This window comes from Pseudomonas sp. BP11-1-1 (assembly GCF_052112105.1).
Taxonomy (GTDB): Bacteria; Pseudomonadota; Gammaproteobacteria; order Pseudomonadales; family Pseudomonadaceae; genus Aquipseudomonas; species Aquipseudomonas alvandae.
This window is the reverse complement of sequence record NZ_JAUTYU010000005.1, coordinates 330,854-344,858: the sequence shown is the minus strand read 5'-3', so window position 1 is coordinate 344,858 and position 14,005 is coordinate 330,854. Positions and strand designations below refer to the sequence as shown.

10 protein-coding genes are annotated in these 14,005 nt (G+C 62.0%); 8 read left to right on the top strand and 2 right to left on the bottom strand.

The window, feature by feature from the left end; translation table 11 throughout:
• Window positions 1–108: 108 nt before the first annotated feature.
• A complete protein-coding gene (locus Q7C33_RS13900) occupies window positions 109–1,110 on the top strand; it encodes a FecR family protein (protein WP_407683567.1) in 1,002 nt (333 codons plus the stop codon).
• Window positions 1,111–1,155: 45 nt separating this feature from the next.
• Here Q7C33_RS13900 and pvdQ read toward each other — a convergent pair whose 3' ends face one another.
• On the bottom strand, window positions 1,156–3,504 hold the full coding sequence (pvdQ, locus tag Q7C33_RS13895; RefSeq protein WP_407683566.1) for a bifunctional acylase PvdQ: 2,349 nt from the start codon (window positions 3,502–3,504) through the stop codon (window positions 1,156–1,158).
• Between the two features lie 281 nt (window positions 3,505–3,785).
• Between pvdQ and Q7C33_RS13890 the strand changes: the two genes are divergently transcribed.
• A complete protein-coding gene (locus Q7C33_RS13890; RefSeq protein WP_323154633.1) occupies window positions 3,786–4,163 on the top strand; it encodes a fe2+ zn2+ uptake regulation protein in 378 nt (125 codons plus the stop codon).
• Between the two features lie 7 nt (window positions 4,164–4,170).
• On the opposite strand, the gene Q7C33_RS13885 is transcribed toward Q7C33_RS13890, so the two are convergent.
• Entirely contained in the window at window positions 4,171–4,359 is a 189-nt protein-coding gene (locus Q7C33_RS13885) for a hypothetical protein (protein WP_030142732.1), read from the bottom strand.
• A gap of 328 nt (window positions 4,360–4,687) precedes the next feature.
• On the opposite strand from Q7C33_RS13885, the gene Q7C33_RS13880 reads away from it, so the two are divergent.
• The 6 genes from Q7C33_RS13880 (at window position 4,688) to Q7C33_RS13855 (ending at window position 13,853) form a co-directional block, all read left to right on the top strand.
• The gene (locus Q7C33_RS13880) at window positions 4,688–5,923 is read left to right on the top strand and encodes an MFS transporter (protein WP_407683565.1); all 1,236 of its coding nucleotides are present in this window, start codon (window positions 4,688–4,690) and stop codon (window positions 5,921–5,923) included.
• Window positions 5,924–5,948: 25 nt separating this feature from the next.
• Entirely contained in the window at window positions 5,949–7,076 is a 1,128-nt protein-coding gene (locus Q7C33_RS13875) for a LuxE/PaaK family acyltransferase (RefSeq protein ID WP_030142734.1), read from the top strand.
• Window position 7,077: 1 nt separating this feature from the next.
• Window positions 7,078–9,531, top strand: coding sequence for an acyl-CoA reductase (locus Q7C33_RS13870; RefSeq protein ID WP_407683564.1), 2,454 nt, complete (start codon window positions 7,078–7,080; stop codon window positions 9,529–9,531).
• 10 nt (window positions 9,532–9,541) lie between these two features.
• Window positions 9,542–10,816, top strand: a complete 1,275-nt coding sequence (locus Q7C33_RS13865) for a phenylacetate--CoA ligase family protein (protein ID WP_407683563.1) — start codon at window positions 9,542–9,544, stop codon at window positions 10,814–10,816.
• Window positions 10,813–11,757, top strand: coding sequence for a GNAT family N-acetyltransferase (locus tag Q7C33_RS13860; RefSeq protein WP_323154629.1), 945 nt, complete (start codon window positions 10,813–10,815; stop codon window positions 11,755–11,757). Before Q7C33_RS13865 ends, Q7C33_RS13860 begins: the two co-directional genes overlap by 4 nt.
• Window positions 11,758–11,861: 104 nt before the next feature.
• A complete protein-coding gene (locus Q7C33_RS13855; protein WP_407683562.1) occupies window positions 11,862–13,853 on the top strand; it encodes a methyl-accepting chemotaxis protein in 1,992 nt (663 codons plus the stop codon).
• Window positions 13,854–14,005 lie beyond the last annotated feature (152 nt).

The following is a 14,005-nucleotide window of genomic DNA, read 5'->3' as shown; positions in this document are numbered from 1 at the left end:
ATACCTTTCAAACACGAGAAAAACCGGGCAGTTACTGCGCAAACGCCATCATCGCTGTTCTCGACAATGGCTCCCGAGGGTTAGAATGCGGCAAACCAGGAAGAGTCAATGACCGAACGTACACTCTCGGAAGCCGAATACGACGCCATCACCGATGCGGCCGCGCATTGGTGCATGCGTTTGCATGCTGACGACTGCACGGATGCCGAACGGCTGGCGTTCGAGCATTGGCACGACGCTGATCCCCTGCACGCTTTCGAATACGGAGCCATGCTGGAGATCTGGGGCACAGCTGAACACCTGCCGCGCGTCGAGCCTGCGCCTGCTGCTTCGAACCGTCGCCCTCGCACGCGTTGGAGCCAACTGGCCGTCGCCGCCACGGTGCTCGCGCTGGGCGTGCCCTTGGCCGCTTTCACCGGTTGGAACCTGGGCTGGGTGCCGAACACCTATCAACGATTCGAGGCGGGCGCGACCGGACGGCAGGTCACGCTGGACGATGGCAGCCAGGTGGAACTCAACCTGGGCAGCGAACTGGTGTTTGCCAATTACAAGCATGAACGTCGGGTGACGCTGAAAAAGGGCGAAGCTTTTTTTGACGTTAGCCACGACAAGCAGCATCCGTTTATCGTTCGGGCAGGCCAGGGCCAGGTGCGCGTGACCGGTACCCGTTTCAACGTTTGGTTGTATCAGGATCAGGTCAAGGTCACGCTGCTGGAAGGTTCGGTGTGGGTGACCAGCAACAAGGCCTCCAATGCCAACGGGGCGCAGCTGTCGCCCGGCATGCAGGCGAGCTACAAGGCAGGCGACTACCAGCCGCAGGTCCGTGAGGTTTCCGCCAACGATAACTCGCTGGCGTGGCGCAACGGCAAACTGGTCCTCGACAACCTGGCCTTGTCCGACGCGTTGCCGCTGATCAACCGCTACCTCGATCATCCGGTCATGCTGGCCGACAACACCACCGGCACCCTGCGCATCGGCGGGATCTACAACCTCAACGAGGTGAAGAACCTCGTGCCATCGCTGCCCAAGGTGCTGCCGGTCTATCTGACCCAGAACAAGGACGGCAACCTGGTGCTGAACGCTATCGGCCCCCGACCGAGCAAAAACTGAAAAGCCGCGGCCCCTTCGGGTCGCGGCTTTTGTTCATGGTCGCAATTATTGCGTCACGACCCTGCTCACTGGCTCATCCTCACGAATGGTCACTGCCTGATAATGCGGATCGGCCTTGATCTGCTGCTCGGTGAAGGGCAACGCACTCAACTGTCGCTTTGAAAATGCCTGGGTCTGATCCACCGAATAAGGCGATGAAGGATCGCTGGAAAGCGAGAATGCCAGCAATCCCTGGGCCTTGGGACCGTTGCCATCAAACGTCACCACTTGCAGATAACTGCTGCCGCTGACCACCTCCCGCTTACCGTTCGCACCCGGCACGCTCTGGATCGCGTTGTAGATGCCCAACTCGCCAGGTCCGCCATGAATGGGTATGCGACGGTCAGCACGGCTGGCGACCTGAACATCCTGCCATTGGCTGTCAGCCGGAAGTCCGGCTTTTTTCACCGATTCCAGCGATGCGCGCATGGCCTGACGCAACGCCTCGGCAACGGAGGGCCGCTCGACTGCCAGGCCACGCGGGGTATGTTGTGGATCCTTCGGGTCGAACGCCACACGCCAAAGGCCAGGCACCGGCTGCAACGCCTGCATGATCTGTTGGAAATGAACGAAACCCACGCCGGTGTCCAGGCTCGCGGTGCGATCCCAGCGTTTCAGGCGAGTGCACACCTCGGTCAAAGGCAGCGCGTCGGGCCCCAGGTCGGCGGCGCAAAAAGCCAGCAGGTCTGGCATGACCTGATCGGCCAGGTATACCTGATCGTCCATGACCAGACGCTGCAGGTCACTCGCTGTGACCGGTCCCGCCTTGGCCAATTGCGCCAGGCTGTCCAGGGCAAAACGCGCCCGCAGCCCCAGCGGCAGGTCTTGCTGGCTGACGACTGGCGAATAGCCGGACAAGGGCTGCGCGGGGTTGACCAGCCACGCCGAATCGTTGGAATTTTGCACATAGTCGCGACGCAGCAATTGCGGAAGTTTATCCGCTGCGAAGATGCCCTTCTGGGCAGTGCCGGCGTCCACGTCCCAGGCACATTCGCTGCGCGATCCATCCAGTACAATCAGTTTCTGTCCAGCCCTGGGATCGCTGCAGCGGGCGAGTTTATTGGCGTCGACGTTCGGCACCACGGACACGTTCATGTACAGACTTTGTCCCTGATCGTCCACCGCCAGGGTGTTGACCCAGGGGATGCCCTGGATCCGCTGGACCGAATCCTGCAGGTCCTTGAGCGTGACGGCGCGGTTCATCGCGTACCACTGCGCCAGCACCCGGTCGTTTTCCAGGTTGGCATCGCGCAGGCTGTAGGCGAACCGGTTGTCCCAATCCAACTTCCCGGGCCATTGCACGATCGGCCCGAACTGCGAACCGTAGACCACCCGGGAAACCGGCTTGACCTGCCCATCGGCTTGCCTGGCGTCCACCGTGACCGTCTGTTGGCTCATCGGCACGGACTTGCCGTCCAGCAGATAGTGGGTCGGATCCTTGGGATCCAGTTGCAGGCGGTACAGCGTGAAATGCTTGGACGTGTCGACGGTATGGGTCCAGGCCAGGTGCTGGCTGAACCCGATGTTGATCATCGGCAGGCCCGGCAACGCTGCCCCCATGACGTCCAGCTTGCCCGGTATCGTCAGGTGCATCTGATAGAACCGCATGCCTCCCACCCAAGGGAAGTGCGGGTTCGCCAACAACATGCCACGCCCGTTGAATGACCGTTCGCTGCCGATCGCCAGGGCGTTACTGCCGCGCTCCAGGGCAAAGCGTTGTTGGTGTGCCGCCGCAACCGCGAAGCCGGACGTCGAAACGGCCGCCTGCGCGGTGGCCTTGGGCGGCTGCGCGCCGGCCAAGGCCTCGGCGAACTGGCCGACGCCGCCCTCCACCAGCAGGCGCCGGGTCAGCTTGACGAGATCCAGCGCGGTGATCGGCCGAACCCACTCGCTTGCACATTGTTCCGGCAGGCCTTTCGCCTTGCGTTCGGCCAGCGCACGGTTGTAGCCGGCGGCGTAACCTTCGACCAGTTGCTGGACCTGGGGCGTCTGGGCCTGCCAGAAACCGGACACCGCTTGTGGCGTATTGAGCCAGGTGAAGAACAGATCGCTGGCACGGTTTCCCCGCTGCTCGACAGTCACCTGCTCCGGGCCGAAATAGCGCGAGCGCTGCCCATTGACCGTCACGATCTCGTTGGCCAGCAGGCACAGGTTGTCCTGCGCATACGCATACCCGATGCCGTACCCCAACCCCCGCTCATCCTGGGCGCGAATATGCGGCACGCCAAAACTGGTGCGACGAATTTCGGCAGTGGCCTGCCCGGCCTCGCCTCGCGCGCTGACGACGGTACTCAAGCCCAGGGTCAACCCCAGCAAGGCACCGGCGAGACAAAACCTCGATAACTGCCCGGACATTCCCACATTCACTCCTGATCAAAAGCGCTCAAGAACCCGGGCCGTAGAAACCGGCGGCCTGGCCTGAAATACAACGGCGACGTGCTTGAACGCAAAAAGCACCTTCCTTGAGAACGAACCGGATGAAAAAAAATTAACGGCCCGGCGACCCGCCTCTACAGGGAATTGAGCGTGTCCAGGCAATTTTTTCACATCATCCCCTTCATGATTGGCCGCTCTCGTTCGTCCTATTACAGGAGAGCATCCGATCTTTTCTGACAGGCTGGTATGGAGTCTTTTACATGCATAACGCGCAAGTACCCATGGAGGGTAAGCCAGGTTCGTCCCGTGTCACGCCGACCGCGTCCAATGGCGTCTTCGGGTCAGCGGAGCGAGGCAGCAACGAGCAGATCAAGCGCCTGCTCAAGAGCTACGGACTCAGGACGAGCCTGATTCGCCTGAAGGTCATCGACGCCTTGCTCAAGGCCGCCGATGAAAACCGTCGACTGGGTGTGCGAGGTGTTCACAGCCAGTTGTTGGGGTTGGACATTCCCTTGTCCTTCCTGAGCGTGCGCGAAGTCCTGAAGCGCCTGTGCAGCGAGGGCGTGGTCACGCTCAATCTCGATAAAAGCTACAGCTTGCATCACCAGGCCGTGGCCCGGCTCAGCGCCAGGGAATGAGCGGCGCTCAGGACTTGACCTTGCGCCGCATCACGCCGTTGATCACCACGACGATGACTGCCACGGCAATGGCGATGTATTGAAACAGCTGCTCGCTGATCATGCCCTTGCCTTGCATCCAGGACAGTCCGAGCATGATCGCCAGGACGACGACAACCACCAGAATCGAGTATTTCAAACGTTGCGAATGAGTCATTTGCCAGCTTCCTGAAGTAATTCGTTCTGCCTTTCACCCGTTTTCCAGACACCGTCTTGCCAGTGTCACGGGGCGATGCAGCGCCCTATGGTACCGCCGCCCGAGTAACACGCGCGACTGCGGTAGCGGGAAATCATCAACGGCTTCATCGGCCACCTGAATATTTACCATCTCGCTGCGTAATCTTCCTCTGAAGGACGCCTCCTACAAACACAAGCGCACTTTCCCCTGCCAACAAAGGCAAAGGCGTCTTCCGACCGTGCATATCGCCAACGTACTCTCGAAAAAGAAGTGATTTCTTCTTTTTTGAAACCAACGTTGGGAACCCATGCAAACTCAGCCAAGCACTCTTTCACCCCTTCGCCTGGCAGGCTTCTGCCTGGCGATCGCCCTGTTCGAATGCCTCACTTACATGGCCAGCGACCTGGTCATGCCGGCGATGCTCATGGTCACCCAGGACCTCGATGCGTCCCCGGACCAGATTCCCTACGCGTTCAACCTATATCTACTGGGCGGCGTCCTGTTGCCGTGGTTGATCGGCCCCCAGTCGGATCGCCAGGGACGACGCCCCTACATGCTCGTCGGTTGCGCCGGCTTCGTGCTGGCGTGCGCTGCGATCACCCAGGTCAGCAGCATGCACGGCTTCAATGGGCTTCGCCTGATCCAGGGAATGGGCCTGGGCTTCGTGATTGCAGTCAGCTATCCCGCCATCCAGGAAATATTCCCTGAATCCGCTGCCGTGAAAGTCATGGCGTTGCTCGGCAATCTCGCCCTGCTCTCGCCCCTGCTTGGGCCGTTGGCAGGCGGGCTGCTGTTGCAATGGTTGTCCTGGCGCGAACTGTTCATGTTGCTGGCCGGCCTCGGGCTGGTGAGCTGGCTGGCCCTGTGGTGGTTCATGCCTCGGACGATCCATGGGGTGCCCGCCCATGCTCGAGCCTCCAGTGTCGAAGCGTTCGACTTGCGTTCGCTGGTCCGGCGATACGGCGCCCTGCTCGGCCATGTGGGGTTCATGTCGGCCAGCGTCGCACTGGGGCTGATGAGCTTGCCGCTGATTGCCTGGATCGGTCTGTCGCCCCTGCTGCTGATCCAAGGCCAGGGCTTGTCTCCATTGGCGTACGGAATCTGGCAGGTTCCGGTTTTCTCGGCGGTCATCCTCGGTAATTTCATCCTCAATGCGCTGGTGGACCGGGTCGGTGTGCGCCAGGTGCTCCATTACAGCCTGTGGCCCTTCTGTGCCGGTCTGGTCGCGCTGATCGTCGCCAGCCCGTTCACCCTTTCGCTGCCCGTATTGGTCAGTGGCCTGTCGCTGTACGCCATCGGGCTCGGCATGGGCAATGCCGCGCTGTATCGGCTGGCCCTGTTCGCCAGCGACGACAGCAAAGGCCTGGTATCGGCCATGGTCGGGATGATTTCCATCGCGGTCATGAGCGCGACGGGCTCGCTGCTGGCCCTGCTGGGCGCCGGAGCGAGCCTGGAATCCTTCGCGCTGATGGTCGGCATCGCCGGTCTTGGCTGCCTGCTTGCCTTGCGCCTCTTCGCCTCGCGGCCAACCGCCCAAGTCTGAATTCGCTGCTCCAGAGGAATACCCGATGATTCATTTTCCACACGCAGATGCCCTGTGTGCATTGCCCCACCCGTATGCCCTCGATTCGGTTCCCGTGGGCCTGTTCGACAAAGCCATGGCGGAAATCAGCCTCTTCCACAGCCATCACACACCTGGCTATGAACACTGGCTCAACGCCAACGGGCTTTCGGTCGATGACCTCGAACACCTGGCCGACTGGTCGCGCCTGCCACCGATCTACGCCAGCTACTTCAAACAGAGGATGCTGCTCAGCCCCACCGCCGAAGGCGCACTGGAGCTGACATCCTCGGGCACCAGCGGCCAGAAAAGTCGCATGCGCTATGACGAGCGCAGCATGGCCGCGGCCCAAGGCATGGTCGCCAACATCTTCGAACATTACGACTGGTCCACGCCGGACGCGCCATGCAATTACCTGCTGTTCAGTCATGAGCCCGAAGCGGCCAATCGGCTCGGCACCGCGTATACCGACCAGTTCCTGTGCCGATTCGCCCCGGCCAACCGCGTTGCCTACGCGTTACGACGCACCGGAAAAGGTCATGAATTCGACGTGTTCGGCGTTATCAGCGCCCTGCAATCCTTCGCCGAGGAAGGATTGCCGGTGCGGATCTTCGGCTTCCCGGCGCTGCTCTGGCATGTCCTTGAGCGTATGCGTGAAACCGGCATGCAGGACCTCAGGCTCGCGCCCGGCTCGCTGGTCTTCCTGGGCGGCGGCTGGAAAAAACAGGCAGCCGAGGAAATTCCTCGTCAGCTGGTCTATGCACGCATTACCCGCCAATTGGGTATCGAGCCCCAACGCTGCCGCGACGGTTACGGTGCAGTCGAACACGCGGTGCCCTATATCGAATGCGCCCGCCATCGATTCCACGTGCCGGTCTATTCGAAAGTCTTCGTGCGTCACCCTTCGGATTTCAGCGTCCAGCCGTTTGGCGAGCCAGGGCTGCTGTCGTTCGTCTCGCCCTACATCTCGTCAAGTCCCGCCCACGCCGTGGTGATGAGCGATCTGGCGACCCTGCACCCGGCCAACTGCGAGTGTGGCCTGCAAACCCAGTGGTTCGAACTGCATGGCCGGGCCGGCACCCGTGCGAGCCGAAGCTGCGCGATGGCCGCTGCCGAAATGATCAAGGAAAACTGATATGTACCTCATCAACGGTCGGTTGACTGCCGAGCTGACATTCGACGCCGCGCTCGAGCGCTTGCAAGCCCAACTCCCCGCCCTGCTGGAAGCCCCGCCTCGCAGCGAAGAGGTGCTGGGCTGTGCAGCGGCGTTCGTTCAATGGCTGCCCACGGCAGCCGCAGGGCCACTGCTCGACGAGGATCAGCGCCAGGCCCTGGTTGCCTTCTGCGGGCGGCCCGCGCTGGAGCTCAAACTGGAGCGAGAGCTGGGCGCCGACAGCCGCTCGCTGCGGCGAATCGACTACAGCGACGGCTCCTTCGAAAGTTGGCAGCCCCTCGGCCTGGTGGTGCACGTGACGCCGAGCAACTCACCGTTGCTGGGCTTCTGCGCAGCGCTGGAAGGCCTGTTGGCGGGCAACGTGAACTGGTTGCGCCCCAGCACCCGTGATGGCGACCTTACGGCGCGGCTGCTGGCAGCATTCGTCGGGTGCGATGCGAGCGGGCGATTGCGCGACTACCTGGCGGTGTTGCCCGTCCCCTCCCGGGAGGTCGGCCGTATCTTCGCACTGGCCCAGGGCGTCAGCGCATGGGGCGGTGAAACAGCCCTGAAGGCGCTGCGCGAACAGATGCCAAGTGGCTGCCGCTGGATTGACTGGGGTCACCGGATCAGCTTCGCCTACATCACGCCGTTCGCTGCCACCGCACAGACCCTGGATGCCCTGGTTGATGAAGTCTGCCGCCTCGATCAACAAGCCTGTTCCAGCCCGCAATGGCTGTTGGTAGACAGCGATGAGCCTGCGCAGCTACAGGCATTGGGCTGCGCCCTGGCAGATGCCTTCGCACGCCGGACCGGGCACTGGCCCATTCTGGAAGCCACCGCCGCAGAAGCGTGCGAAATCACCACCCGAACGGCACTGGCCCGCCTGGATTACAGCTTCGCGAACGAAACCGGTCAGGTCTGGGCCGGTGACGGCTGGCGCATCCTCTGGGAACACCATCGCGACCTGCAACCCTCTCCGCTGTTTCGAACATTGCTGCTAAGGCCAGTGCCCGAAGCGATGCTCGCTGAAGCCCTGCTGCCATGGCGCAATGTGCTGCAGAGTTGCGCCCTCGTCTGTGAGCCAGGGCGAGCACCTGCGTTGGCGCGCCGCCTGATAAGCGCCGGCGTATCCCGTATCACCTCCACGACCGAGATCCAGCAGGGCTATGACGGCGAGCCCCACGACGGGGTCTATGGATTGCAGCGATTGAGTCGTCGGGTATCGGTCGGCCTTGAAGCCCATGCTGCGAGTCACCGTGTCACGCTGGATGCGCCTGCGGCGGCTTTATCGCCAGGCGCCGGCACGCCGATCATGGACAAGGCCGCGTTCCTCGCCCTGCCCCCGGCCCCTGAAGCGCAACTGTTCTTCCGCTCGGGCGGCAGCAGCGGCGCCCCTGTGCTGTCGCCCTACACCTACCGCGATTTCGATCGCCATATGCGCGCCGCCGCCGACGGGCTGCGCGCGGCGGGCCTTGACCCGGCACAGGATCGGGTCATGAACCTGTTCTACGGCGGCAGCCTGTACGGCGGATTCCTCAGTTTCAGCAAGATCCTGGAACAGATGAACGTCGTGCATTACCCCATGAGTGCGCCACCGGACGATAACTTCGAAGAAATCGCAGCGCTGATCGTCGCTCACCGTATCAACACGCTGGTCGGCATGCCAAGCACCTTGCAGCGATTGTTCTCTTCCCAGCGTGCGGCACTCCAAGGCTACGGCGGCGTTCGGAAAGTCATGTTGGGTGGCGAGCACCTGGGGCAAGAGAGCCGCACGTTGCTCCAGCAATGCGGCGTCACCTGCATTCGTTCGGCGATCTACGGCACCGTGGACGCAGGCCCGCTCGGCCATGCCTGCATCGACAGCAATGACGGCGTGTTCCATCTCATGGACTGCATCCAGTCCCTGGAGATCGTCCATGTAGAACAGGATGCGCCCGTCGGTCCGGGGGAAACCGGTCGCCTGCTGTTCAGCTCCCGCATACGCCAGGCGCGTCCGCTGCAGCGATATGAGGTTGGCGATCTTGGACGCTGGGTGCCCGGCCCCTGCTCGTGTGGCCTGGAGTCGCCGAGATTCGAGCTGCATGAACGCCACGGCCGCCTGATACGCATTGCCACGGAGTTCATCAATACCGGCGAACTGGCCGAACGGGCGCAAGCAGCCGTCCAGATCGTGCTCGACCATGAAAGCAGCGGTTGCGAGCGACTGCTGATTCGTACCGATGGCGACCCCGTCACGGTGCGACGCAACGTGTTGGCAATCGCACCGCTGCGCACGTCAGTCAATGCCACGCTGCTCGTCCTGGATGTCCAGCACTGCCCGCTCGAACATTTCGAACGCAACAAACACAGCGGCAAAGTCCCGCTGGTGATCGACAGCAGAATCCCCACCAGTCGATCTTGCCCGCCAATCAATAAGCCGACCTTAAAGCCTTGAGAAAATCCTGATGAGCGCGTCTTTACCCTACGAGCAATGGCTCGACCATATCCGCACGCATTCGGCGTTCTATAACGCTCAACTGCGTCACCTACCCACGCAGGGTTGTGGATTCAACCAATTGCCGGTCGTCAATCTCGGCGAATATTGGAAAGGCAGTGACGATCTGGATAGCTGGCCAGTGCTGACCGATCACGTGAAGAACGCACTGGTTTTCAAGACCGGGGGTACGACCAGCCAAGGCAAGCTGTCGGTGTATACCCACGCAGAATGGCAACTGATGCTCGATTGTTTTGGCCAGAGCCTGTCTGCCCAACTGGCTGCTGGGGATCGCATCGCCAATCTGTTTTTTTCGGGAGACCTCTACGCCAGCTTCTTGTTTATCCACGGTGCCCTGTGCAGCGTCGACGTCGCGATCACCGAGTTTCCCTTCACCGGCTCGGTGGAACTCGACGTGCTGGCCGATGCCATCACCGCGCACCGCATCAACGTGCTCGTGGGCGTCCCTGCGCATTTGCTGGCCTTCGCCAGCCATCTCATCGCGCAAGGCCGCGTGTTGCCGCAGATCACCACCGTCCTGTTTGGTGGCGAGAATCTCTTCGAGAGCCAAATGCCGAGATTGAAGCGCGTCCTCCCCAATGCGCGCTTCGCGTCCATCGGCTACGCCAGCGTTGACGCCGGCCTGGTGGGCGCCAGCACGCCTGATTGCGGCTTGGGCGAGCACCGGGTGTTCGACCAACACACACGCGTGGAAATTATCGACGACCTGAGTGGCAACGTGATCGAGGGGTGCGGTCAAACGGGGAACCTGGTGGTGACGAACCTCACCCGAACCCTGATGCCCATCATCAAATATCCGGTGGGAGACCGCGCCAGCTGGTGCGAACCTGCCGGCGCCCCGCAGCGCAAGTTCGCCCTCCAGGGACGCAGCGCAGAAAGCCGTCGCGTCCGTGTTGGCGTGCTGTCGCTGTTTCCCGAGGAGATCAGCGACATCACGCGGAGCGTGGCCGGTGGTTCGCAATGGCAACTGATCATCGAGCACACACAGGGCAATGACCGCTTGTTATTCAAGTGGGTAGCCGACGCACAGGCGAACGCAGGCCAGGCTCGATCGCATGCACTGAAAGCCGCGCTGATCGAGCAATATCCAGGCCTCGAACGACTCCATGTCGACGTGCAGATCTGCGACACGAAGGCGCTGGACCGTCATCCCCGTTCCGGCAAGCATCTGTCGATCATCGATCGTCGGGTGTACGGTCCGAAGGCAACGGGGGACGCCGTATGAACAATCTGCTCATCCGACCGTTCCAGCCAGCGGACAGTGTCAGCACTTGCGAGCTGTTCCGCCGGGTATACGGCGATCACTACGTCTCGCCAGACGTCTACATGCCGCAGATGATTTGCCAACATAATTTGCAGGAGCGCTGGCATTCGCTGGTCGCCGTGACGGGGGACCGCGTGGTCGGTCATGCCGCATTGTGCCGACACGCCAAAGCCAGTCTGGACGCGGAACTGGCGCTGGTTGCGGTGGACCCCGACCTGCAGGGCAGACAAATTGCCTCGCGGCTGGGGCAACAATTGCTGGACGGCGCCCGGGCGCTCGGGCTCGCCCGGCTATCGATCAAACAGGTCACGAGCCATCCCTTCAGCCAACGTTTGTCTCGACGGCTGGGATTTGATGACGTCGGCCTGCTACCCGATTTCGTGCCCTCGCCGTTCGCCACGGACCAGGCCGAAACCATTGTGATCGGCTGCCAACGGGTCAGCGGCGGCCTCCCACCGCTACCGCGGCTCCAGTGGCCAGCCCCCTGCCAATGGCTGATGGAGCCGCTGGCATCACGGTTCGGGACCCGCCTCGACGAGGGACCTGCCGGGACACAACCGTTGCGGATCAGCCATCTACCCGGCCGAGTCGACATCGTGGCAGAACGGGTGGACGCCTGCCTCGTCGGGCAGTTGCAACGCCTGCCGCTCCATTGGCCATTGTCGGTACGGCTCGGCCTCGGTCGACACTTTGCCACGGACCATCGCCTGCTGATGACTGCCGGGTTCTTCTTCACCGGGATAATGCCCACTGACACCGCACAAGGTTGGCAGGCGCTGTTCCACCGCCTTGCAGAGCCGCGCCAGCTCCATCTGCAATCGGCCTCCATGCAACGCCTCCACGATGAGTGGCAGGCCCACGCCCAAGCCTGGAAAACCACGCAGGCCAGCTCGGCCGCCTGACGTCACATCCCCTCCCCACTTAAGCTATCGGCAAGGAAGCCGATACAACCTGGTACGCCCATACCAACTGTTTCTGAAAGACGCCCTCGTGCAAGGAACACCCCATGCCCTCATTGCGCACCATTCAGGCCCGCTACACGCTGTTCCTGGTTCTGTTCATCCTGGTGTTGTCCATCCTCACCGTTGTTGGCATCAGCTACCTGGTCGCACCCAAGCTGCGCCACACCGAGGAGCAAGTGGCGTTGAACCGCATTGCCGAGGTCGCCGAGCAGATCCAGGGCGAACTGAACAAAGTCCAAGCCCAACAACGCAGCATCACCCAGACCATTCCATTGCTCGACAGCGACGCCATCGACAAGGTGTTGCCAGGCCTGGTGGATCAATACGGCGAACTGAAAGTGTTTGGCGGCGGGATCTGGCCGTTGCCCAACCAGCGTGCGGAAGGCCGCAGCAAGTTCAGCACCTTCTGGCATCGCGACGCCTCCGGCAAGCTGATCGTCAACACGTTCTGGAACAGCGACGCCGCGCCAAACTATTACGAGCAACCCTGGCACAAGGGCGGCATGGCTACACCGCCTGGCAAATGCGCCTGGGCCGCCGCCTATAAGGACGACGCCAGTGCCGAGCCACGCACCAACTGTGCAATGGCGATCCAGAAGAACGGCGCGCCTTATGGCGTCTCCACCATTGACGTGACCTTGGGTTTCTTCAACGACCTGATTGCCCGCAAGGAAGCTGAACTCAGCGCCGAAATGCTGATCGTCGAAGGCGACGGCAAGATCATCAGCAACAGCTCGCGGATCAGCGGCCCGATCGTGCTCAAGAACATCAGCGAGCTGGCGGCGACCTCACCGTTTGCGGCCCAGGTCAAGGCTGGCCTGGCCAACCGTGACCAACTGCAGCGCGTCGAATTCGACAACAAGGGCGAAGCCAGCACGTTCTTCATGCGGCCCATCGAAGGCTCGCCCTGGTTTCTCGCTACCGCGTTGCCGACCCGCCTGATCACCGCCCAGCGTGATGACGTATTGAACACGCTGAGCCTGCTGCAGATTCCCATGGTGATCCTGCTGGTGCTGATGCAACTGTATGCGATCCGCCAATTGACCCACCGCATGAAGATCCTCAAGGGCAACATCGATGCGCTGTCCACCGGCGACGCCGACCTGACCCGCCGCATCACCATCCGCGCCGAAGACGAACTGGGCGCCATTGGTCACTCGGTCAACAAGTTCATCGCCTACCTGCAAGACATGATCGGCGAAGTCACCCAGGCCACCGGCGCCATGGCCTCGAGCCTGGACAACCTGCAGCAGACTTCGGCCCACACCAGCGAAATCCTCATGCGTCATGCTTCGGAAACCGACCAGACCGTGACAGCGATCACCGAGATGAGCTCCACGGCTGAAAGCGTCGCGCAAAACGCGGCGGAGACGGCAGCGTTCACCCAGCGGGCCAACGAGCATGCCGATCGTTCTCGCGTCGTGGTTGGCGAAGCGTCCAACAGCGTCGTGGCGCTGATCGATGAAGTCGCCAGCGCCACGCGCAAAGTCGAGAACATGCAGCAGGATGCACAACGCATCACCGAGATCCTCGGCGTGATCGGGGCGATTGCCGGGCAGACCAACCTGCTGGCCCTCAACGCCGCCATCGAAGCCGCCCGGGCCGGCGAACAGGGCCGTGGCTTCGCGGTGGTCGCCGACGAAGTCCGCGCCCTCGCGGCCCGCACCCAGGCCAGCACCTCGGAAATCAACGAAATGCTGACCCGCCTGACCCAAGGCGTCAGCTCCTCCGTGTCGGCCATGGAAAATACCCAGGCCAGTTGCCAATCGGCCGCCGACGCCACGTCCCGGGTGAACTCGGGCCTGGACGAAATGGCCGGCTCGGTCAGCCAGATCAACAGCCTCAGCACGCAGATCGCCACCGCCGCCGAGCAACAAAGTGCGGTGACCGAGGAGATCAACCGGAGCATGGTGCAGATTCGACACATGGTGGAAGAACTGGTGGAAAGCGGCTTGGCCAGTGAGCGCAATACCCGGCAGTTGCTGGAGGCCAATGGTCGGGTGAATGCGATTATGGGGCGGTTCAAGGTTCGCTAGAGCGTCCCCACACCCTCCTGGGGTTGGACACGCATCCCGAGTTCACCCCAACCTTTTTGTGGGAGCGAGCTTGCTCGCGAAAGCATCGGATCAGCCTACATCAATGTTGGATGTTCGACGGCTATCGCGAGCAAGCTCGCTCCCGCAGGGTT